The organism is Labrys sp. WJW (assembly GCF_001676615.1).
GTDB classification, from domain to species: Bacteria; Pseudomonadota; Alphaproteobacteria; order Rhizobiales; family Labraceae; genus Labrys; species Labrys sedimenti.
The window spans coordinates 105442-127518 of the sequence record NZ_LYXZ01000056.1 but is presented as its reverse complement, the minus strand read 5'-3'; the positions used below and the strand labels follow the sequence as shown (position 1 = coordinate 127518).

Here is a 22077-nt window from a genome sequence, read left to right as displayed (position 1 = left end):
GACGGGGCCTCGGCCCCGCGGAAACGCAAGGCATGACGATGTCGCGAACCAAATCGGGGATTGACCCCGAGATTATCCGGGAACTCGCCAATCTCCTGACGGAGACGGATCTCACCGAAATCGAGGTGCAGCAGGCCGACCTGCGCATTCGGGTGGCGCGGCAGATCAATGTGACCGCGACCGTTCCGGTCGGCGCGCCGACCGTCGCCGTCGCTGCTCCGGCTGTCGTCGCGGCTGCAGCCGCCGCTCCGGCCGCTGCCGATCCGGCCAATCATCCCGGTGTCCTGAAATCGCCGATGGTGGGCACCGCCTATCTCGGCGCCGCACCGGGCGCCAAGGCCTTCGTCGAGATCGGCAGCAAGGTCAATCAGGGCGACCGCGTGCTGATCGTCGAGGCGATGAAGACCTTCAACGACATCATCGCGCCGCGTTCGGGAACGGTGACCACCTTGTTCATCGAAGACAAGCAGCCGGTCGAATACGGCCAGCCGCTGATGATCATCGAGTGACGTGAATGTTTGACAAGATCCTGATCGCGAATCGCGGCGAGATCGCCCTGCGCGTGCTGCGCGCCTGCAAGGAGCTCGGCATCAAGACGGTGGCTGTCCATTCCACCGCCGATGCCGACGCCATGCATGTCAAGCTGGCGGACGAAAGCGTCTGCATCGGCCCGCCGCCGGCCCGCGAAAGCTATCTCAACATTCCCGCGCTGATCGCGGCTTGCGAGATCACCGGCGCCGAGGCCGTGCATCCGGGCTATGGCTTCCTGTCGGAAAATGCCCGCTTCGCCGACATCCTCGATCAGCACAACATCGCCTTCATCGGCCCCAAGGCCGAGCATATCCGCATGATGGGCGACAAGATCGAGGCCAAGCGCACTGCCAAGCGCCTCGGCATTCCCTGCGTGCCCGGCTCGGATGGCGGCGTCACCAATGACGTCGATGCCGCCCGCATCGCCGAGGAGATCGGCTATCCGGTGCTGGTCAAGGCCGCTGCCGGCGGCGGTGGCCGCGGCATGAAGGTGGCTCTGACGGCGGAAGACCTGCCCGACGCTCTCGCTACCGCTCGCGCGGAAGCGCTGGCTGCCTTTGGCGACGATGCGGTCTATCTGGAGAAATATCTGCAGAAGCCCCGCCATATCGAATTGCAGGTGCTCGGCGATGGCCAGGGCCACGCCATCCATCTGGGCGAACGCGACTGCTCACTGCAGCGCCGGCACCAGAAGGTGTGGGAGGAAGGCCCCTCTCCCGCCCTCAATGCCGCCCAGCGCAACAAGATCGGCGACATCGTCGCCAAGGCGATGATCGAGCTCGGCTATGTCGGCGCCGGCACCATCGAGTTCCTCTATGAGAACGGCGAGTTCTATTTCATCGAGATGAACACGCGCATCCAGGTGGAACATCCGGTCACCGAGATGATCACCGGCATCGATCTGGTCAACGAGCAGATCAAGATCGCCGCGGGATCGCCGCTGTCGATCAAGCAGTCTGATGTGCAGATCGAAGGCCACGCCATCGAATGCCGCATCAATGCCGAGAATGCCGCGACCTTCCGGCCGTCGCCCGGCACGATCAGCTATTTCCACCCACCCGGCGGGCTTGGCGTGCGTGTCGATTCGGCTGTCTACCAGGGCTACAAGATCCCGCCCTATTACGATTCGCTGATCGGCAAGCTGATCGTACACGGCCGTACCCGCACCGAATGCCTGATGCGCCTGCGCCGGGCCATCGACGAATTCGTGGTCGATGGCGTAGAGACCACCCTGCCGTTGTTCCGCACCCTGGTGCGCAACGCGGACATCCAGAACGGTCTCTACGACATTCACTGGCTCGAGAAATTCCTCGAGGCCGGCGGCATGAGCGACAGCGCCTAGGCGGTTCCGCCATGTCGGGCGCCGAGCTCAATCTGGAGATCACGCCGCAGGTCCTGCTCAAGGCCTATGCCTGCGGTATCTTCCCGATGGCCGAAAGCGCCGACGATCCAGGCCTCTATTGGGTCGAGCCCGAGTTTCGCGGCATCGTTCCACTCGATGGCCTGATCATCTCCCATCGCCTCGCCCGCACCATCCGCTCCGACCGCTTCGAGGTGGTGGTGGATCGCGATTTCGAGGCGGTGATCAATGGCTGCGCCCAATCCGGGCCGGGACGCCGCACCACCTGGATCAATGCCTCGATTCGCCGGCTCTATGGCGAGTTGTTCCGATTGGGCCATTGCCACACCGTCGAGGCCTATCGAAACGGCCGGCTGGTCGGCGGCCTCTACGGCGTCGATCTCGGCGGCGCCTTCTTCGGCGAGAGCATGTTCCATCTGGAGAGCGATGCATCCAAGGTGGCCCTCGCCCATCTGGTCGCGCGGCTGCGCCATGGCGGCTACCAATTGCTCGACGCCCAATTCGTCACCGACCACCTCGCCAGTCTCGGCGCAATCGAATTACCGCGTTCCCTCTATCATCGCCTGCTGGACGACGCCTTGGCCGAGGACGGCGATTTTCTCGCCTGGCCAAAGGAAGAGGCCAGGAGCGGCGCCGAAATTCTGGCAGCTCTCGCCGATTGAGCCTGGCGCAAGAGGTCGGCGACGCTGCATACAGGCGACCAAGGTCGTGCGCTACCGGATGCTGTGAAGCCGCTACCGCCGTGACGGATCGTCAGTCCCAGGCTGGCCGGGAGAAATCGGCTCAATCCTGCGGCGCGTTGGGATCCACCGGCTGGTCGAAGAAATCGGTGTTGCCGTCGCCCGTTTCGGGCGGCGGAGCGGCATCGGGCTCGGGTGCCGCGGTCTGCCCCTTCTTGCCTTTGGCGGGCTTGGTGCCCGGCTGCGCCGTCACGACGGGCGGTGGCGGCGGATCGCTGGTCTTGCCGCCCTTGCAGTCCTTGAGCCAGACGTCATAGACGGGGTGTTCCACGCCATTGAGGCCGGGGCTGGACGCAAACATCCAGCCATTGAACAGGCGCTCGACCTTCTTGTTGAGGGTCAGTTCGTCGATCTCGACGAAACTGGTGGTTTGCGGATCTTCGCTGGCGGAACGGCTGTAACAGACGCGCGGCGTCACGCTGAGCGCGCCGAACTTCACCGTCTGTCCAACCGGCGCCTCGAAGGTGCTGATTTCACCCGAGATCTTGTCGAGGCCGGTGAACACCGCGGTGGGATTGGCGACACGTTCGGCCCGGGCGGCGGTACCACCCAGGATCAAGCCGAGGCAGGCCACGCTTGCCATGGCAAGGCAGCGCGAGCGACCGGTCGGGGGAAAGAAGGCAAGCGGACGCAAAAGCAAATGGATCCGTATCTGGACGAGTCGAGAAGCGATAGCGCCCCATCGGGGCAAAAAGACGGCCACAGGCATGGCCGCGCCCCAGCCATGGGCCGCGTCAATCCCCCGGCGACCAGGCCTGGTAGTCGCCGGTCGCGGACTGACGATGGCCATGGGAGAGCATCGAGCCCTTCGGATGATAGGCGTTCACCGTACCGGTCTGGTTCGGGCGATGCGGCTTTTGCCATTCGCGCGGCTTGTATTCGGTCTCGCTCGGCGGCGTGTCGATCTGATGGTGCATCCAGCCCCACCAGCCAGGCGGAATCGCCGTGGCCTCGGCATAGCCATTGTACTGCACCCAGCGACGCTGCACGCCGATGGTCGGATCCACGGCGCCGCCCTTGGTGCGGTAATAGACATTGCCGAACTCGTCCTCGCCCACGCGCTCGCCCTTCCGCGAGGTCCAGAAGCGGGTTCCGATCGTGGAGCCGTTCCACCACGTGAAGATCTGCAGGAGCGTTTTCATCGAGGGCTGCCGTTTCGTATTCCGTTGCAAGTCTTATGGCCAAGCGCGGCGGCGATGTCCACCATTGCGCATGGTCTCATCGGTGATTTCTGACGCAAAGCGCCTGCCGGCGGCCCTAGAGCCGCGCAATCGCCTGCGCGATCAGGTCGAAATAGCCCTCGGCATCGATACCGCCCAGGACGAAGGCATTCTTCGGACGGTCGGTGACGCCCCACCAGTCAATCACCGTCATGCCCTGGGTGAGCTGAGATTCCGTCTCGATCTCGACATTGCAGGAACGGCCGGTGAAGAGGTCGGGCTTGAGCAGCCAGGCGATCACGCAGGGATCGTGCAGCGGTCCCCCTTCCGAGCCATATTTCTGCACGTCGAAACGCTCGAAGAAATCGAGCCAACCCACCGCAGCATCGGAAACTCTGGTACCGATCTTCCGGATCCTGTCGACGCGCGGTCGCGTGGTGAGTGCCTTGTGAGTCACGTCGAGCGGCGCCATGGTGATCGGAACACCGGAGGCGAAAACCGCTTTGGCGGCATGGGGATCGACGAAAATGTTGAACTCGGCTGCCGGCGTCATGTTGCCGCCCTCGAAGCAGCCCCCGCCCATCAGCACGATCTCCTTGATGCGCGGGGCGATGCGCGGCTCGCGCAGCAGCGCCAGCGCGATATTGGTGAGAGGACCGAGCGGGCAAAGCGTGATGGTGCCGGAGGGGCGGGTCATCAGGGTCTCGACGATGAAGTCGACGCCATGGCGCGGGCTGAGCGGCATGGTGGGCTCGGGCAGGTCCGCGCCGTCGAGACCGGTCTTGCCATGCACATGTTCCGCTGTGACGAGCGGGCGCAGCAGCGGCCGGTCCGCGCCGGCGCACACCGTGATGTCTGATCGACCCGCCAATTCGCAGACCACGCGCGCGTTTCGGCTCGTCAGGGCCAGCGGCACATTGCCCGCCACCGTGGTGATGCCCAGCACCTCGAGCTTGGGACTTCCCAGCGCCAGCAGCAGCGCCAGGGCGTCATCCTGGCCGGGATCGGTGTCGATGATGATGGAGCGGGACATGGCAGACTCGGGAGTATTGAAGAAGGCGGGACCATGGACCGACGGCAGCCGGCACGCAAGGCGCCGCAGCTGCATGCTTATCGCTGGTTTCAGGCCGGCGGCGCCCAACCGCCGGCATCGAGCTTCTCTTCCAGTCGCTTGACCAGCTGCATCAGCTCCGCGACCTGGGTCTCGCGCAGGAAATCGATCTTCTCATGCAGGAGTTCGATCTCCAGTTCCGCCTTGGTATTGACGTCGTAATCATGCGTGGCGGCAGCGCGATCGATGGCGGCCTGCCGGTTCTGACTCATCATGATGAAAGGAGCGGCATAGGCTGCCTGGAATGACAGCGCCAGATTGAGCAGGATAAAGGGATAGGGATCCCAATGCTGGATGAAGGCGGCGACATTGAGCACCACCCAGGCTGCGAGCACGGCTGATTGCACGATGATGAAGGGCCAGCTGCCCATGGTGGCCGCGACGGCATCGGCGATGCGGGCTCCGGTGGGCAAGGCGGCCGGATCCGGCCGCCGATGGGAACGCCGCTCCTGGCGCAATCGATGCAGGAGCGTGCGTTCCTCGTCATGGAGTTGATGGGCTTTGGCGATGAGGCTCATCTTCCCGTTCTTTCCGACTCTGCTTGCGGGAATGGAATGCTACAAGCTTCTGTGCGTAGACGCAGGACCCTGTCGGACATAATCCATGCGGCGGCATGGGATTATCGCGATCTGAAACCATCGAGCAGGAGGCTATGTCATGGCGGGAGAACCCCACCGCATCGTGGTCGTCGGGGCGGGCTTCGGAGGGCTGGAGGCCATCCATCATCTCAAGGGTGCGCCGGTCGAGATCACGCTGGTGGATCGGCGCAACCACCATATCTTCCAACCCCTGCTCTACCAGGTCGCCACCGCCTCGCTGTCCACTTCCGAGATCGCCTGGCCGATTCGCCATCTCATGCGCGGTCGGCCGGAGGTGACCACACTGCTCGGCGAAGTCACCGGCATCGACGCGTCGGCGCGCCAGGTTCGTCTGAAGGACGGAGCGCAGCTTGCCTATGACACGCTCATCCTGGCGACGGGCGCTCGCCATGCCTATTTCGGCCATGACGAATGGGAGCCCCACGCCCCCGGCCTGAAGGCGATCGAGGACGCCACCACCATTCGCCGGCGCATTCTTCTTGCTTTCGAGAAAGCGGAACGCGAGACCGCCCCCGCGGTGCAGGATGCCTTGCTCACCTTCGTGATCGTTGGCGCCGGACCGACCGGCGTGGAGCTTGCCGGCACCATCGCCGAGCTGGCGCGCGACACGCTGGCCCCGGATTTTCGCCGCATCGACACGCACAAGGCGCGGGTCGTGCTGGTGGAAGCGGGCCCCCGCGTACTGGCGGGTTATCCGGACGACCTGTCCGACTACACCAAGCAATCGCTCGAAAGCCTTGGTGTCGAGGTCGTTCTCGGCGCCGCAGTCACCGAATGCACGGCCGAGGGTGTCGTCTATGGCGGCAAGCTGCTGCCGGCGCGCACCATTGTCTGGGCCGCAGGCGTACGCGCATCCCCGGCCGCCGAATGGCTCGGCGTGCCGGCGGACCGCAACGGCCGAATCATCGTCGAGCCGGATCTGAGCGTGCCCGGTCATCCCGAGATCTTCGCCATCGGCGACACCGTCAGCCTTGCCGGGCCGAACGGCAAGCCGGTTCCCGGCATCGCGCCGGCTGCCAAGCAGGCTGGTGTCTATGTCGCCCGCGTGATTCGGGCTCGCCTGGCGGGTACCCCTGCTCCGCCCCCTTTCCACTACAAGCATCAGGGCAGCCTGGCGCAGATCGGCAAGAAGCGCGCGGTGATCGATTTCGGCTGGATCAAGCTGCGTGGCGCGCTCGCCTGGTGGATCTGGGGTATCGCCCACATCTATTTCCTGATCAGCGTGCGCTCCCGCCTCAGTGTCGCCCTGAGCTGGCTGTGGATCCACACCCGCAACCAGCGTAGCGCCCGCCTGATCACCCAGGGTGGCGATGAGGACGCTTTCAGATCCTGAGTGTCATCTGTGTTACTTTACCACTTTCTTAACCATGCTACTCTCACGCGGTATCGATCCTCCGGGGTGCGCCATGCGCGGTTCCGCCCTCCTCGCCTTCGCGTTTCTGGCCTATGGCCTCGTTGTGCAATCGGCCTTTGCCGATGATTGGCCTCAATGCGCGGGCCAGAATCGGGATCAGGCCATCGCTGCCTGCAACCGCATCATCGGCGACAAGACCACCTCCAATACGGGGCGGGCCTACGCCTTCAACAATCGCGGCGCCGCCTATCGGGCCAAGGGCGACTACGACCGCGCCGTCGCCGACTATACACGGGCGATAAGCCTCAAGCCCGACTACGCCGTCGCATTCAACAATCGCGGCATCGCCCGGGATGCCAAGGGCAACCGCGATGAAGCCATCGCCGATTACACCAAGGCGATACGTCTCAATCCCGATTATGCCGCCGCCTTCTTCAATCGCGGTTCCACCTATGACGACAAGGGTGAGTACGACCGCGCCATTGCCGACTATGACCGGGCCATCCGCCTCAAGTCCGACTACGCCGATGCCTTCGTCAATCGTGCCATAACCTACCGGAAAAAGGGCGAGTATGACCGGGCGATCGCCGATTATGACGAAGCCATCCGCCTTGCACCAAACGACGCCACCGCCTTCTTCAACCGCGCCATCGCCTATAAGAGCAAGGGCGACTACGATAGCGCCATCGCCGATTACGATCAGGCCATCCGCCTCAAGCCGGACGATGCCTCGGCCTTCGTCAATCGCGGCTCCACTTTTGGCAAAAAAGGTGAGTACGACCGCGCCATTGCCGACTACGACCAGGCCATCCGCCTCAAGCCGGATTATGCCTCCGCCTTCTTCAATCGCGGTTCTGCCTATGACGACAAGGGTGAGTACGACCGCGCCATCGCCGACTACGGCCAGGCCATCCACCTCAGGCCCGACTTTTCCGCCGCCTATTTCAATCGCGCCATCACCTATCGAAAGAAGGGCGAGTATGACAGCGCCATCGCCGATTACGACCAGGTTATCCGCCTTACGCCGGAGGATGCCTCGGCCTTCGTCAATCGCGGTAGGCTATACAACGTCAAGGGGCAGTATGACCGAGCCATCGCCGACTACGATCAGGCCATCCGCCTCAAGCCCGATTATGCCGCCGCCCTCCACAATCGCGGTTCGGCCTATGACGACAGGGGTGAGTACGACCGCGCCATTGCCGACTACGGTCAGGCCATCCGCCTCAACCCCAATGACGCCGACATTTTCATCAATCGCGCCATAACCTACCGGAAAAAGGGCGATTACGACCGGGCGATCGCCGATTATGACCAGGCCATACGCCTTGCGCCGAGCGACCCAGTTGCCTTCCACAACCGCGCCTTCGCCTATAAGAGCAAGGGCGACTATGACCGCGCCATTGCCGACTATGATGAGGCCATCCGCCTCAAGCCGGACTACACGCGCGCCATCGAGAACCGGGCGCTGGCGTTGGATGCGCGCAACAAGCAGGCGGCGGCCCGGCCGTTGCTGCAAACCGGCAAACCCGAGCCGCAGGGCGATGGCACGACCGAACGCCGCGTTGCTCTGGTGATCGGCAATTCCAGCTATCGCGGCGCCGCGCAATTGCCCAATCCCGCCAGGGACGCCGCGCTGGTGGGAGACGCCCTGCGCAATCGCGGCATCGAGGTCACCGTGCTTCACGACCTCGACCGTTCCGACATGATCGAGGCACTCAACGCCTTTGCAGAGAAGGCCCAGGACGCGGATTGGGCCATCATCTATTTTGCTGGGCATGGCATGGAACTCGGCGGCACCAATTATCTCATTCCCACCGATGCACGCCTGCTCAGCGAGACCAGCCTGTCGGACGAGGCCATAACGCTCCAGCGCCTCCTGAGCGCATCCGAGGGCGCCGGCAAACTCCGCCTGGTGATTCTCGACGCCTGCCGCAACAATCCTTTCGCGGCTCAGATGAAGCTGACGGAGGCCAAGCGCGCCACCCTTTCGCGCGGCCTTGCCCGCATCGAGCCCAGCAAAGCGACCCTGGTGGTCTATGCCGCTAGGGAAGGCACCACCGCCGCCGATGGACAGGGCGACAACAGCCCCTTCGCCATTGCTTTCGCCAAGCGCCTGTCCGAGCCCGGCATCGAGATCAACAAGATCTTCCGCTTCGTGACACAGGACGTGAAGCTTGCCACCAACAACGAACAGGTGCCGGCGACCTATGGCGACCTGCCGCCGGAGGATTTCTATTTCAGCCTCGCCAAATAGTGCCAGCGCGCGGCGAGTGTCGGGGTTCGCCGCAGCAGTCGCCTCCATCGGGAACCTTGGCTCGAAGCATCGCCCGATCAACGCCCGGCGCGATTACAGCGGATCGAACTTTGCTCCAACCCTTTGTTTTTTCGTTCTTTATTGGCTAAGAAACTCGTCCGGGATCCCGCAAGACTCATCGGCAGCGCTCCTGCCTTCCCGATTCGATGCTCTCCAGGCCCGCACCGCGAACGATTCGCTCGCACCGGAAGTACGGCGGAATTGCCCCGGGCACGATTCGCGCCCCCTCACGGCCCCTCACGCTTGCCCTTACGGCAAGCCTTCGGCGACCTCTCCACAAGGGCTTGTGTGCCATTTTGGGTCATCCACCGGGGATGGTAAATGAAACATGACTGGAACATGGCAATTCAAAGACAGGTTGAAGGCGGCGATTTTGCCAGGGATTCCGGAAGCTTGAGGGCTCCCGCTCAAGCTTGTCCCCGATTTCCACAGCTTCTACTATATGTAGATAGCCACTCATTTTGCCGGCACTAAATCTTGACGCCCCTGCCGGCGAGTCATACCTATTGAGTCATAGTCGGAAACGTCGGCGGCGGGGGTGACCTCGCGGAATTGCGGGGCACGAGCCCGGCATTCGAACGTTGGCAGGGCCATGTACTCACCGACGAGTAAACAGGATGTCAGACAGATTTCGAACCGAGCCGTAACGATGGCACGGCGCGGATTTTTGCGTCTAATTTTCGGGGCAGAACGCAATGCGGATTGAACGGCAATACACCAAGAAGGGGCAGTCCCCCTACGCGTCCATCGCGTTCCGGACGGCGACGAGCGAGATCCGGAATCCGGACGGCTCGATCGTCTTCCGGCTGGAAGGCATCGCCGTGCCGGAGGCCTGGAGCCAGGTCGCCGCCGACATTCTGGCGCAGAAATATTTCCGCAAGGCGGGCGTCCCCGCCCGCACCAAGCGCGTGGAAGAAAACGCCGTGCCGTCCTGGCTCTGGCGCACCATCCCCGACAAGAAGGCTCTGGCCGCCCTCCCCGAGGCCGAGCGCTATGTCGGCGAGACGGATTCGCGCCAGGTCTTCGATCGCCTCGCCGGCACCTGGACCTATTGGGGCTGGAAGGGCGGCTATTTCGATAGCGAGGACGATGCCCAGGCCTTCTTCGACGAGCATCGCTACATGCTCGCCATGCAGATGGTGGCACCCAATTCGCCGCAATGGTTCAACACCGGCCTGCATTGGGCCTATGGCATCGACGGCCCCGGCCAGGGCCATTTCTATGTCGACTACAAGACCGGCAAGCTGACCTCCTCGACCTCGGCCTACGAGCATCCCCAGCCGCATGCCTGCTTCATCCAGTCGGTTGCCGACGACCTCGTCAACGAGGGCGGCATCATGGACCTGTGGGTGCGCGAGGCGCGCCTGTTCAAATATGGCTCGGGTACCGGCTCCAACTTCTCTGCCCTGCGCAGCGAGGGTGAACGACTTTCGGGCGGCGGCCGTTCCTCCGGCCTGATGTCGTTCCTGAAGATCGGCGATCGCGCCGCCGGCGCCATCAAGTCGGGCGGTACCACCCGTAGAGCCGCCAAGATGGTGGTCGTCGATGCCGACCACCCCGATATCGAGACCTATATCGACTGGAAGGTGCGCGAAGAGCAGAAGGTCGCCGCGCTCGTCACCGGTTCCAAGATCGTACAGAAGCACCTCAAGGCGGTGATGCGCGCCTGCGTGCAGTGCGAAGGCCCGGGCGATGACTGCTTCGATCCGGAGCGCAACCCGGCCCTCAAGCGCGAGATCAAGGCCGCGCGCCGCGCTTTGGTGTCCGACAACTACATCAAGCGCGTCATCCAGTTCGCCAAGCAGGGCTACAAGGATATCGCCTTCGACACCTATGACACCGACTGGGATTCGGAGGCCTACCTCACGGTATCCGGCCAGAACTCCAACAATTCGGTGCGCGTGGACGACGACTTCCTCAACGCTGTCGAGAAGGACGGCGACTGGGAGCTGAAGGCCCGCATCACCGGCAAGACCATGAAGACGCTGAAGGCGCGCGACCTGTGGGAGAAGATCGGGCACGCCGCCTGGGCTTCCGCCGATCCGGGCATTCAGTTCCACACCACCATCAACGACTGGCACACCTGCTCGGTCTCGGGGCCGATCCGCGCATCCAATCCGTGCTCGGAATACATGTTCCTCGACGACACGGCCTGCAACCTGGCTTCGCTGAACCTCCTGCAGTTCCGCAACGCCGACGGCACCTTCAACCTGGCCTCCTACGAGCATGCCGTCCGCCTGTGGACCATCGTTCTCGAAATCTCGGTGATGATGGCGCAGTTCCCGTCCAAGGCGATCGCGGAACTCTCCTATCGCTACCGCACGCTGGGCCTGGGCTATGCCAATATCGGCGGCCTCTTGATGACCTCCGGCATTCCCTATGATTCCGATGCCGGCCGCGCGCTCGGCGGTGCTTTCTCGGCGATCATGACCGGTGTCGCCTATGCGACCTCGGCCGAAATGGCCAAGGAGCTCGGCCCCTTCCCCGGCTTCGAGCCGAACCGTGAATCCATGTTGCGCGTCATCCGCAACCATCGCCGCGCCGCCCATGGCGAGAGCGCGGGTTATGAGGCGCTGGCCACCACGCCCGTCGCCCTCGACCACGCCTCCCTCACCGCTCTCGGCGACAATGGCAAGGCCATCGTCGAGCATGCCAGAGCCGCCTGGGACAACGCTCTCAAGCTCGGCGAAGCGCATGGCTACCGCAACGCCCAGGCAACCGTGATCGCGCCCACCGGCACGATCGGCCTGGTGATGGATTGCGACACCACCGGAATCGAGCCCGATTTCGCCCTGGTGAAGTTCAAGAAGCTGGCCGGCGGCGGCTACTTCAAGATCATCAACCGCGCCGTGCCCTCGGCCCTGCGCACCCTCGGTTATTCGGAAGCCGACATCGCCGAGATCGAGGCCTATGCCGTCGGCCATGCCTCGCTGCGCCAGGCGCCGGCCATCAACCACACCACGCTGACCGCCAAGGGCTTCACCGAGGAGAAGCTCGCCGTGGTCGAGAAGGCTCTCGCTTCGGCCTTCGACATCAAGTTCGTCTTCAACAAGTGGACGCTGGGCGAGGACTTCATCACCGGCAAGCTCGGCGTGCCGGCCGAGAAGCTCAACGAGCCGTCCTTCGACCTCCTCGTCCATCTCGGCTTCGCCAAGGCGGATATCGAGAAGGCCAACATCCATGTCTGCGGCGCCATGACCCTCGAAGGCGCGCCGCATCTGAAGGCCGAGCACCTGCCGGTGTTCGATTGCGCCAATCCCTGCGGTCGCCTCGGCAAGCGCTTCCTCTCGGTGGAAAGCCATATCCGCATGATGGCGGCGGCGCAGCCCTTCATCTCGGGTGCGATCTCCAAGACCATCAACATGCCCAATGATGCGACGGTCGAGGATTGCAAGGCCTCCTACATGCTGTCCTGGCGCCTGGCATTGAAGGCCAACGCGCTCTATCGCGACGGCTCCAAGCTCTCCCAGCCGCTGAACTCCCAGCTCCTCGCCGACGAGGACGAGGCCGATGCGGTGGAAGAGCATCTGGAACGTTCGGTGCCCGCCCGTGCGACGCAGGTCGCCGAGAAGATCGTCGAGCGCATCATCGAGCGGGTGGAAGTGGCGCGCGAGCGCGAGAAGATGCCTGACCGCCGCAAGGGCTACACCCAGAAGGCGGTGGTGGGCGGCCACAAGATCTATCTGCGTACCGGCGAATATGACGATGGCCGCCTTGGCGAGATCTTCATCGACATGCACAAGGAAGGCGCCTCCTTCCGCGCGATGATGAACAATTTCGCCATCGCCATCTCGCTCGGCCTGCAATATGGCGTGCCGCTGGAAGAATATGTCGAGGCCTTCACCTTCACACGCTTCGAGCCCTCGGGCTTCGTGCAGGGCAACGACTCGATCAAGAACGCGACGTCCATCCTGGACTATGTGTTCCGCGAGCTCGCCATCTCCTATGTCGGCCGCTACGACCTCGCCCATGTCGTGCCTGACGAGGATGGCCATGCCACGCTCGGCCGCGGCGACGGCGAGAGCAAGGCCCCGGCCCAGCCGGTGACCGTACCGGTCTCGCGCGGCCTGGTGCGCTCCAAGACCGAGCGTTTCGTGGTGATGCCCGGTGGTGCGACAGCGGCCTCGAACACGCTCGCCCCGGTCTCCAGCGATGCCCGCGGTGCCATCACGGCTTTGTCGAGTGCCGTGAACACCGGCCTCAGCCGCGGCGTCGTGGCCGGCCCGGGTGCCCAGACCGTCGGTGCCACTGCACTGAAGGAGGAGCCCGCGCTCGATGCCCTCGCCTGGGAAGCCCCGGCCGCCCCTGCGGTCAAGCCGGCCTCCGAGCGGCGCAAGGAAGCCAAGCTCCGCGGCTATGAAGGCGAGGCCTGCCCCGAATGTGCCAATTTCACGCTGGTGCGTAATGGCACCTGCCTGAAGTGCGATACCTGCGGCGGCACCACGGGCTGCAGCTGAGGATAGACTGAGAAAGTCCCAAGGTGCGATGGATGTCCTTGAACATCCATCGCTGCTGACGAAGATGGCGTAATTTCAAAGCCTTGGAAAATTCGGATGATGCACCCGCCAAACCTGTTTGGCGGGTGCATTTTCTTAAGGCAGCGCCTGATCGTGGCTCTTGCAGCCGCCGACCGGCCTGCTTACCGCCAACCGAGCGCGGGCGCGATCTCGGTCAAGATCGTCTCGATGACATGAGCGTTGTAGGCAACGCCGAGCTGGTTGGGGACGGTGAGGAGCAGGGTATCGGCCTCGGCGATCGCCTCGTCCTGCCTGAGTTGCTCGATGAGCACCTCGGGTTCGGCGGCATAGCTGCGCCCGAAGATCGCGCGAGTCCGCTCGTCGATGAAGCCGATCTGGTCCTCTCCATCGCCGCCCCGGCCGAAATACAGCCGGTCCTCGTCATTCGTCAGCGCGAAGATGCTGCGACTGACGGAGACCCTGGGCTCGCGTGCATGGCCGGCCTCTTTCCACGCCGCCCGATAGGCGCGGATCTGCTTGGCCTGCTGGATATGAAAGGCCTCGCCCGTCTCGTCGTTCTTCAGGGTCGAACTTTGCAGGTTCATCCCGAGCCTGGCGGCCCAGACCGCGGTTGCATCCGACGAAGCCCCCCACCAGATCCGCTCGCGCAGGCCCTCGGCATGCGGCTCCAGACGCAGCAGGCCGGGTGGATTGGGAAACATCGGCCGCGGATTGGGCTGGGCGAACCCTTCTCCACGCAACAGGTTCAGAAAGACCTCGGCATGCTGGCGGCCCATGTCGGCGTCGCTCTTGCCCTCCGCCGGCTGGTAGCCGAAATAGCGCCAGCCATCGATCACCTGCTCGGGCGAGCCACGGCTGATGCCGAGTTGCAGGCGCCCTCCTGCGATGAGATCGGCGGAACCGCCGTCCTCGACCATGTAGAAGGGATTCTCGTAGCGCATGTCGATCACGGCCGTGCCGATCTCGATGCGCTTGGTCCTGGCTCCCACGGCCGCCAGCAAGGGGAAAGGCGAGGCAAGCTGGCGCGCGAAGTGATGGACGCGAAAATAGGCGCCATCCGCACCCAGTTCCTCCGCCGCGACGGCCAGGTCGATCGACTGCAGCAGCGTATCGGCGGCAGATCGCGTTTGCGATTGGCTTGATGGTGTCCAGTGTCCGAACGAAAGAAAACCGATCTTCTTCATGCGAAATGTCTGCCTGCTGAATGCCCAAATGCGTCCGGCGGCGGGAAACGGCGCCGCTGCATTTCAGATATAGGGAGCTGAAGTCCATTCCAGCAGTCCCCCGGACCGGATCATCGGCTCGCGGCCCGTGACGGCAAATGGCCCCATCGAGCAGAGGACCTTGTCTGGCCATATCGAGCTCTCCTTGTGCCCCTAACGCTCCCAGCCTTGGCTGAACGGGAAACGCTCCGCCCAGATGGCCGCCAGCCGGGGATCGGCGTCCACCCGGCGTATTACCTCCGCCAGACCGGGCGCGACCTCATAGAAGCGCCGCCGCCCGGGCGACCAGCGCGACGCCGTTGCCACATAGAGGTCGAGAACCGATAGATCCTCACCGAGGAGATACTTTCCTGGACGCAATTGTGCCTCCATCAATTCCCAGCAGCGGGCAATGCGGTCGAACAAGCGAGCCTTGACGCCGGTGTGGTGCTCGGCGTGGTCGATGATGCGAGAAGGATTATCGGCAACCCAATAGAGGGCATAGATTGCCGAAGACACGAAGGTCATCCAACGCAGGAAGGTCGGCCGCGCTGGCTCGTTCAATGCCGGTGCCAATCGTGCTTCGGGATAGCGATCGGCCAACCAGATCAGGATCGCGGCGCTTTCGCTTATCACCTCGCCCGTCGGCAGGGCCAGCGCCGGCACTTGCAGCATGGGATTGATAGGGGCGAGTTTGTCTGCTTCCTCTTGCCCTTCCCAGGGAGAACATTCCTGCACGCGATAGGGCAATTCGAGAAGGTCGAGAGCCGCCTCGATCGGAACGGATCCCGAGCCAGCCGCTCCATAGACGACGAATACCTCGGTCACCGCTCTTCTCCTCACAGGGCGCGCTCAAGCGCCGGCCAACAAGCTCACCCGCTCCGAATCAAGACTCGGGGCTCATGGACTCCGACGTGCCTTCATTGAGAGGATTTGCCAATATCCTGGGCTTCAACGGAAGATATTCTGTGTCTTGAGCTCAAAAAAGGGGCATTTCCGGGCCAATTCCTGCCCTCTTGACCTCAAGCTCTTTACATCCCCGGCCATCGCCGCCATGCTCAGGAGGTTCGCAACCCACGAAAGGAGGTGATCCAGTGTCTAACCTTACGAAGATCCTGGAAATTTGCGCTGGCTCAGCCAAGGTGGTCTCCGCCACTTGACGTTCCAGCTACCGAAAACCTGGATCATCCCCGGATGATAAGGTGAGCGCTTCGGTGCTCCCGTCATCCGCAAGAACCGGCCGGCGCGCGAAGCAATTCGCGCGCCGGTGCCGTTTCAGGGTCTCACGGCTCCCTTCGCTGGCAATCATAGGCAGGATTAAAGCTACTCCTTGAGATCGCGGGGCACGCAGCCACAATCTGGAAGCATCGCGTTTGTCGGGACGAGCCCCCGCCTCCACCTCTCGCACAGCACTCCCCCGGACGCATGGTCGCAGAGCGGTTCCTCGGCAGCACCGATCCTTTACAGAAGAAGGCGCCTTGGCTACGCAGGTTTCGCGGCCCCTGCCCCGCGCTTCTCAACGCAGCGTCGGCGACGCGCCTTTCCGAGGACCTCCCATTGAGCCCAGCCGTCACGACCTATGCCGCTTTGGTGATCGCAGTGGTCCTCGAAATCATCGCCACCTCGCTCCTCAAGGCTTCGGAGCAATTCACCCGGCTGTGGCCGACGGTGATGATGGGGCTGTGCTATATGGCCGCCTTCTATTTCCTCTCCTATACGCTGCGCACCATGCCGGTCGGCATTGCCTACGCGCTATGGAGCGGCATCGGCATCGTGCTGATCTCGCTGGTCGGTCTCGTCATCTTCAACCAGTCACTCGACTTGCCGGCCGTCATCGGCATCGGCCTGATTCTCGCCGGTGTGGTGATCATCAACCTGATGTCGAAATCGATCAGCCACTGAAGCGTTTGCGATTTGGCGGAATCGCCAGGAATCGCAAAGACGCGTCGAACCAAAGAGTGAGAGCAAACAAGCGTTTCCGTCTAAACGCGCTTTGCTCGCGGCAGGCTCAAGCGCCCCAACGCGCAGGACGCTTCTCCAGGAAGGCCTCGACGCCCTCGGCGGCATCCTCCTCCATCATGTTCTGTGCCATCACCTCGCCGGCAAAGGCATAGGCCTCGCTGAGCGCCATCTGGTGCTGGCGATAGAACATCTGCTTGCCATAGCGCACGGCCGTGGGGCTCTTGGCCAGAATGTCCGCCGCCTTGGCCGCAATGGCGGCATCAAGATCGGTTTCGGCCACCGCCTGGTTGATCAGGCCCCAATCCGCCGCCGTTTCAGCATCGACGAAGCGACCGGTCACCAGCATGTCGAAGGCGCGCTTGGCCGAGACATTGCGCGACAGGGCGACCGTCGGCGTTGAGCAGAACAGTCCGACATTGATGCCGGAAACGGCGAAGCGAGCCCCCTGCGAAGCGATGGCGAGATCGCAGCTCGCCACCAGTTGGCAGCCGGCGGCCGTGGCGATGCCGTGTACCCGGGCGATCACCGGCACCGGCAGCGCCTGGATTGCCTGCATCACCCGGCTGCATTGGGCGAACAGCCCCTGATAATAATCGAGCCGGCGATTGGCGTGCATCTGGCGCAGATCATGCCCCGCACAGAAGGCCTTGCCGCTCGCCGCAAGGACGACGCAACGTACCGTGCGGTCGCCGGCGATCGCGTCGAGCGCCTGCTGCAGCGCCTCCAGCATGCCCTCCGAGAGCGCATTGAACTGCTGCGGCCGATTGAGAGTGAGAGTCGTCACGCCAGCCTTGTCCTGACGCAGCAGGATCGGCTCGGAGGGACGCTCCAACGGCGCGTTCTGGATCGAGACGGCGACAGTCATGGCAACACTCCGCAGCAGACTGGCCAGTCTACGCGCCTTGCCGTCACGCTCGCAATGTCAGACTGTTTTTCTCAGGCCGGCTTGCGAATACGCAGAACAGTGAACAGACGCACAGGCGCTACTTCACGGCGCTCGAGCAGCTGCGCCTCGGGGCGGCTGGCCAGCCAGTCGGTGATCACGGCATAGGGGAAATAGGGCCGCCAGCCGAGCCAACCACCCGCGCCGATCAGCGCCTTTTCCGCCCGCACGCGCCAACCGTCTTCGGCCGAGAAATGGTTGAGAATGATCATCTCGCCGCCCGGCCGGGTTACCCGCCACATTTCCTCGAGGACTTGCTGGGGCGAAGGCGCCACGCTGAGAAGATAAGGCGCCAGCACCACGTCGAAGCGGCCTTCCTGGAATTCAAGGGCCTGCGCGTCCATCACCCGGAGCGCCTTGACCTGGTCGAGCCCCTTGCGTTTGACCCGTTCGCGGGCGATGTCGAGCATGGGGCGGGCGAGATCGATGCCGAGGATGCGCAGATTATCCGGCATCAGCGCAAGCTCGAGGCCCGTGCCGACACCGGCGACCAGCACCTCGCCATTGTTGCCGGCTGCCTGGGCGACGGCCCGCGCCGCCGCCAGGCGCCCGGGATGGAACGGCCAATCAAAGAAAAGGTCGTAGAAGCGGGCCCAACGATAATAGGTGCGCGCATAGGACGGCTCCGCAGCCGTATTGCTATCTCTCCCAGCCCATTCCATCGGGAAAAGCCCTTTCACCTTGCCGACCACGGCACCACCCGGCCCAGCCGAAAGGTGTTCATGATCTTTGGCGCAAAACGTGCTTCGTTGAAAACGACGCCTTGCCGCCCCCTTGTTTCAACGCCCCGCCGATTAAGCCAAATCGCAAGACGCTTTCGCGGGTGATGGCCGGTTCCGTCCGGCGCCCGCCTCCCGAGCCGAATGCCGATTTCCAAGGCATCCGAATGGTGCCTCCTGCGCGACGGCATGGCACCTAGTCTGTTTACGCCTCTTTCTTTTCAAAATATGCCGTGAAGAGTCAAGGATTCGAATGCTCGTCTTCCCGATGCAATGTCGCAGCCGAGCCGATTACTGAAAAACTCGCAGAGTCATCCGCAGTTCCCTATCGAGGCTGCACCACTCGCCTTCCGGTTCAGCGCAGGAGCTTCAGCGATCCGGTCAGTGAGCGGATCCATTTCGTAGGGCCGGCAAGGCCGAGGCCGTCGACCTCCTCCTCGGCGAGATCTCGCTCGGGCATGGAGACGCCATACTCGGCGAACACATGCAGACTGCGGGCAAAGGCGGGAAACGGCACCACAGCCCGTTCATCGGCGGCAGGCAATGCCTTGAGCATGATCGCGCGGATGGTTTCACCATCCGCCTGCAGCACGGGCACGGGCCGGTTGGCGCTGACGTCGATGCGTCGCGCCCGACAGTCGACGAGCTGGGTCGCTCCCAATCCCGGCATCCGGGCACCGAGACCAACACAGACAGCGCCGACCGTATTGGCCACCAAGCCAATCGGCAGAGCGGGGTTGACGATGATGGCCAGGCGGATGTCGTCGCTCACGGAGGTCTCCTCGCTGCTATCGAAGAGGTAGGGATAGCGCAATTCCACCGGCCAGTCTTGCCTTTCTGTTCTGTTCTTTTAGAAATCCTGGTAGATTATACCTAATTTGTCATATCATAAGGTAGATCATGCCTCATCCTGATCTCGAACCCGCCGATACGCGAATCCTGACAGCGTTGCAGGAGGACGGGCGCCTCACCAATCAAGACCTGGCCGACAAGGTCGGGCTCTCGACCTCGCCCTGCTGGCGGCGCGTACGAAAATTGGAAGAGGATGGCGTCATCCAGGGCTACAAGGCCGTGCTGGACCGCCGGAGGCTTGGGCTCGGCGTGCTCGCCTTCATTCGCGTGAAGATCGACAGCCACAGCGAGGCGGAAGCCGAGGCCTTCTCCAACGAGGTCCTGCGGCTCGAGGAGGTCGTAGCCTGCTATTCGATCGCCGGCGATGCCGACTTCCTGCTCCAGGTCGTGGCGACAGATCTCGATGCCTATGCGCAATTCGCCATGGCTACCGTGCGCCGCCTGCCCCGCATCAAGGAAATGCAGACGACCTTCGTGCTCAAGGAAATCAAGCCGCTCCGTTCCCTGCCGGTCGAGCTGGCGGCACCCTGAAGCCTGCTCCTCTCATCCGGCTTGCAAGCCTCCCGCCGATGCCGAGCAAAGGCGGGAGGAACCGCTTCAGACGACAGCGCTGACCTGGATCTCGACCAGCAACTCGGGCGCGGCCAGGCGCGCTTCCACGGTGGCGCGCACCGGCAAATTGTCCTTGTCGACCCACTGGTCCCAGACTTCGTTCATCTGGTCGAAATGGGCGATGTCCCGCAACCAGATGCTGGCGCTGATCAATTTGGACTTGGAAGTGCCAGCCTCGGCCAGCAGCGCGTCGATCTGGGCAAGAATGTCGCGGGTCTGGCCGACAGTATCGGCGGTCTCGTCGCGGCCAGTGATGCCGGCGGTGGTGATGATGCCGTTGACGATGACGGCCTCGCAAAACCGCTTGCCTGGGTGCAGACGCTTGATCATGGAAGTCTCCTGTTGGAACGGGGTGTCAGAGAATGGTCTTACCGAAAGCCGAGAGGATGAAATTGGCGCATTCGGCACCAATGGTGGGGGGCAGATCGCGATCGATGCCCGAGACACTGAGTGAACGCAGTCGGCCACTGAGCGCCGCCATTTCCATGGCCGAATGGGTCTCGCGCACGGTGATGCCGCCGATACCTCCGCTCCAGTCCGACATGTCGGTGGCAGTCGGCGAATAGCAAAGATGGAAGCCACGCGTGCCGGCGCAGGCGATGGCGATCGCCTCGCGCATGGCATGGCGCAGCCCCACCGCGTCGATCTCCGCCATGGTGAAGATACGCATGCGCGAGGCCTTCAGTGCCTCGACCTCGCCCGGATCGGCCTCCCGCAAGCCGAGCAGCACGACATTCTCCGCCGCGATATGAGGCGGCAGGCGCGTGAGCAGGCGGCGCAGCACGGCATTTTCCGCAGGCCTCCCCTCGCTTTCGTCGGGCATCATCGCTGCCTCGGAGTCGATCCAGATCAGCCCGAGCGCATCGTGGCGCCGCCCCGCAGCCTCGACGAAGGGGATGAGATCGGCCCGCCCGGCAGCGGTGGAAAGCACGATCGAGGCGCCGGCCACGGCCGGCTCGAAACCGAGGCGCTCGATCCGCGCGCCAACATTGTGGGCGGAAAGCAGCGCATCGCCAACCTCGTCGGTTTCGACCGCATAGCCCCTGCTCTGCCCTTGCTCCATCACGTCCCGCATCGGAACTTTCTCCACATATTCCGACGTCATCACCGTCAGCAGCGCGCCGTAGTTCAGGCGGAAGCTGACATCCTCGCCCACCTTGAGCGGCGGGTCGGCCTCGGTGAGGTCGAGCACCAGATGGTCGCTGGAGGCACCCAGCACCCGGACGCCCGGCCGGGTCGGCATCAGGCCTTCGGCGATGACGTCCTCTCGCCCGATATTGGCAATGCCCCTGAGGCGATCGCCCTCGTCGATGAAGACGGGCACATTGCCGAAAGCATCGATGCCGGACTTGCCGATCGGCATGGAGGGTTTCACCTTCACCTCCAGCAATTCGCCCGTCAGCTCGAAGGCATCGCGGTCGAGCGCCTCCCAGGGCTGTTCCAGGAAGGTGTCGCGTCCGCCCTGCAGGATGGCTTCGCCGATCCTGAGATTGTTGACCCCGGCCGGCATGCCCCCCGCCAGCAGCAGTGGCAGCGAGGAGGAATTACCGCCCGAGACCCAGTCGAGATGTCGCCCGGTGACGCTTTCGACCTTGTAAGCGTGGGCGACGAGCTGGTCGAGATTCTCCCTGGTAGGGATGATGGCACCGAAACAGGTGAGATTGGTGCCGACGCCGGCGATGCGCACGCCGGGCAGTTCCATCACCGCTTCCACGGTCGGGATCAGGTCGTTCGGCCAGATCCCTTCCCTGAGATCGCCGAGATCCACCATCAGGATGACGTCGTGCACCCGCCCAAGCCGCTCGGCCACGCGCGAGACCTCGCGCATGAGTTGAAGCTCGGACTGTAGGCTGACGTCGACCGTGCGCACCAGTTCCTCGACACGTGAGGATGGCGGACTGCGCAGCAGCATGATCGGGCAGTCGATGCCGGCATCCCGCAGTCGGCGGATATTCTCGAAACGCGACTCGGCGATGCCGGCGACGCCCCCTCGCAGCATCGCCCGCGCCACCTGCGGCATGCCGCAGGTGCCCTTGGTCACGCCGAAGGGCGTGATGCCTGCCTTGGCACAGGTTGCCACGATGGTGCGGGCATTGTGTTCGATCCGGGCGAGATCGATGGCAATCTGGGGATCCGGCAT

Annotated in this window: 18 protein-coding genes and 1 pseudogene; 8 read left to right on the top strand and 11 right to left on the bottom strand. The window is 63.5% G+C overall.

The genetic code is table 11. The annotated features are described in order from the left end of the window. The first annotated feature begins 32 nt into the window (after nt 1-32). Genes accB through aat form a run of 3 tightly spaced genes read left to right on the top strand, consistent with a single transcriptional unit; the run spans nt 33 to nt 2553 of the window. Entirely contained in the window at nt 33-509 is a 477-nt protein-coding gene (gene accB, locus BA190_RS28600) for an acetyl-CoA carboxylase biotin carboxyl carrier protein (protein ID WP_371260423.1), read from the top strand. Nucleotides 510-514: 5 nt separating this feature from the next. After that, on the top strand, nt 515-1873 hold the full coding sequence (gene accC, locus BA190_RS28595) for an acetyl-CoA carboxylase biotin carboxylase subunit (protein WP_068296013.1): 1359 nt from the start codon (nt 515-517) through the stop codon (nt 1871-1873). 11 nt (nt 1874-1884) lie between these two features. After that, complete coding sequence (gene aat / locus BA190_RS28590) at nt 1885-2553, top strand: leucyl/phenylalanyl-tRNA--protein transferase (RefSeq protein WP_068296012.1); 669 nt, start codon at nt 1885-1887, stop codon at nt 2551-2553. A 277-nt stretch (nt 2554-2830) separates the two neighbouring features. Here aat and BA190_RS28585 read toward each other — a convergent pair. The 4 genes and pseudogenes from BA190_RS28585 to BA190_RS28570 all read right to left on the bottom strand — a co-directional run. Then, nucleotides 2831-3283, bottom strand: a pseudogene (locus BA190_RS28585) (DUF2155 domain-containing protein); the annotation flags it as partial. Nucleotides 3284-3365: 82 nt separating this feature from the next. Further along, entirely contained in the window at nt 3366-3773 is a 408-nt protein-coding gene (locus BA190_RS28580; RefSeq protein ID WP_068296007.1) for an NADH:ubiquinone oxidoreductase subunit NDUFA12, read from the bottom strand. Between the two features lie 115 nt (nt 3774-3888). Continuing rightward, on the bottom strand, nt 3889-4824 hold the full coding sequence (locus BA190_RS28575; protein ID WP_068296337.1) for a nucleoside hydrolase: 936 nt from the start codon (nt 4822-4824) through the stop codon (nt 3889-3891). A gap of 89 nt (nt 4825-4913) precedes the next feature. After that, a complete protein-coding gene (locus BA190_RS28570) occupies nt 4914-5420 on the bottom strand; it encodes a DUF1003 domain-containing protein (RefSeq protein WP_068296005.1) in 507 nt (168 codons plus the stop codon). 139 nt (nt 5421-5559) lie between these two features. Between BA190_RS28570 and BA190_RS28565 the strand changes: the two genes are divergently transcribed. The 3 genes from BA190_RS28565 (at nt 5560) to BA190_RS28555 (ending at nt 13626) form a co-directional block, all read left to right on the top strand. Beyond that, a complete protein-coding gene (locus BA190_RS28565; RefSeq protein ID WP_068296003.1) occupies nt 5560-6834 on the top strand; it encodes an NAD(P)/FAD-dependent oxidoreductase in 1275 nt (424 codons plus the stop codon). 73 nt (nt 6835-6907) lie between these two features. After that, nucleotides 6908-9109, top strand: coding sequence for a tetratricopeptide repeat protein (locus BA190_RS28560; RefSeq protein ID WP_082980096.1), 2202 nt, complete (start codon nt 6908-6910; stop codon nt 9107-9109). A 755-nt stretch (nt 9110-9864) separates the two neighbouring features. Beyond that, nucleotides 9865-13626: a vitamin B12-dependent ribonucleotide reductase gene (locus BA190_RS28555; RefSeq protein WP_068296002.1), complete on the top strand. Its 3762-nt coding sequence runs from the start codon at nt 9865-9867 to the stop codon at nt 13624-13626. A 182-nt stretch (nt 13627-13808) separates the two neighbouring features. Here the strand turns inward: BA190_RS28555 and BA190_RS28550 are convergent, their stop codons facing one another. Further along, entirely contained in the window at nt 13809-14831 is a 1023-nt protein-coding gene (locus tag BA190_RS28550) for an LLM class flavin-dependent oxidoreductase (RefSeq protein ID WP_068296000.1), read from the bottom strand. Nucleotides 14832-15023: 192 nt separating this feature from the next. Then, on the bottom strand, nt 15024-15677 hold the full coding sequence (locus BA190_RS28545) for a glutathione S-transferase family protein (RefSeq protein WP_068295998.1): 654 nt from the start codon (nt 15675-15677) through the stop codon (nt 15024-15026). A gap of 729 nt (nt 15678-16406) precedes the next feature. On the opposite strand from BA190_RS28545, the gene BA190_RS28540 reads away from it, so the two are divergent. Next, on the top strand, nt 16407-16751 hold the full coding sequence (locus BA190_RS28540) for a multidrug efflux SMR transporter (RefSeq protein ID WP_068295995.1): 345 nt from the start codon (nt 16407-16409) through the stop codon (nt 16749-16751). Nucleotides 16752-16857: 106 nt separating this feature from the next. On the opposite strand, the gene BA190_RS28535 is transcribed toward BA190_RS28540, so the two are convergent. The 3 genes from BA190_RS28535 to BA190_RS28525 all read right to left on the bottom strand — a co-directional run bounded on the left by BA190_RS28535 (nt 16858) and on the right by BA190_RS28525 (nt 19245). Then, nucleotides 16858-17676: an enoyl-CoA hydratase gene (locus BA190_RS28535; protein ID WP_068295993.1), complete on the bottom strand. Its 819-nt coding sequence runs from the start codon at nt 17674-17676 to the stop codon at nt 16858-16860. 71 nt (nt 17677-17747) lie between these two features. Further along, a complete protein-coding gene (locus BA190_RS28530; RefSeq protein WP_156771741.1) occupies nt 17748-18434 on the bottom strand; it encodes a class I SAM-dependent methyltransferase in 687 nt (228 codons plus the stop codon). A gap of 394 nt (nt 18435-18828) precedes the next feature. Next, nucleotides 18829-19245: a DUF2000 domain-containing protein gene (locus tag BA190_RS28525; protein WP_068296330.1), complete on the bottom strand. Its 417-nt coding sequence runs from the start codon at nt 19243-19245 to the stop codon at nt 18829-18831. Between the two features lie 128 nt (nt 19246-19373). Between BA190_RS28525 and BA190_RS28520 the strand changes: the two genes are divergently transcribed. Then, nucleotides 19374-19856, top strand: coding sequence for an Lrp/AsnC family transcriptional regulator (locus BA190_RS28520; protein WP_068295989.1), 483 nt, complete (start codon nt 19374-19376; stop codon nt 19854-19856). Between the two features lie 66 nt (nt 19857-19922). Here the strand turns inward: BA190_RS28520 and BA190_RS28515 are convergent, their stop codons facing one another. Continuing rightward, a complete protein-coding gene (locus BA190_RS28515; protein ID WP_068295987.1) occupies nt 19923-20267 on the bottom strand; it encodes a RidA family protein in 345 nt (114 codons plus the stop codon). 25 nt (nt 20268-20292) lie between these two features. Beyond that, nucleotides 20293-22077 (bottom strand): alanine racemase, encoded by a 1785-nt coding sequence (locus BA190_RS28510; protein WP_068295985.1) that lies wholly within the window; start codon nt 22075-22077, stop codon nt 20293-20295.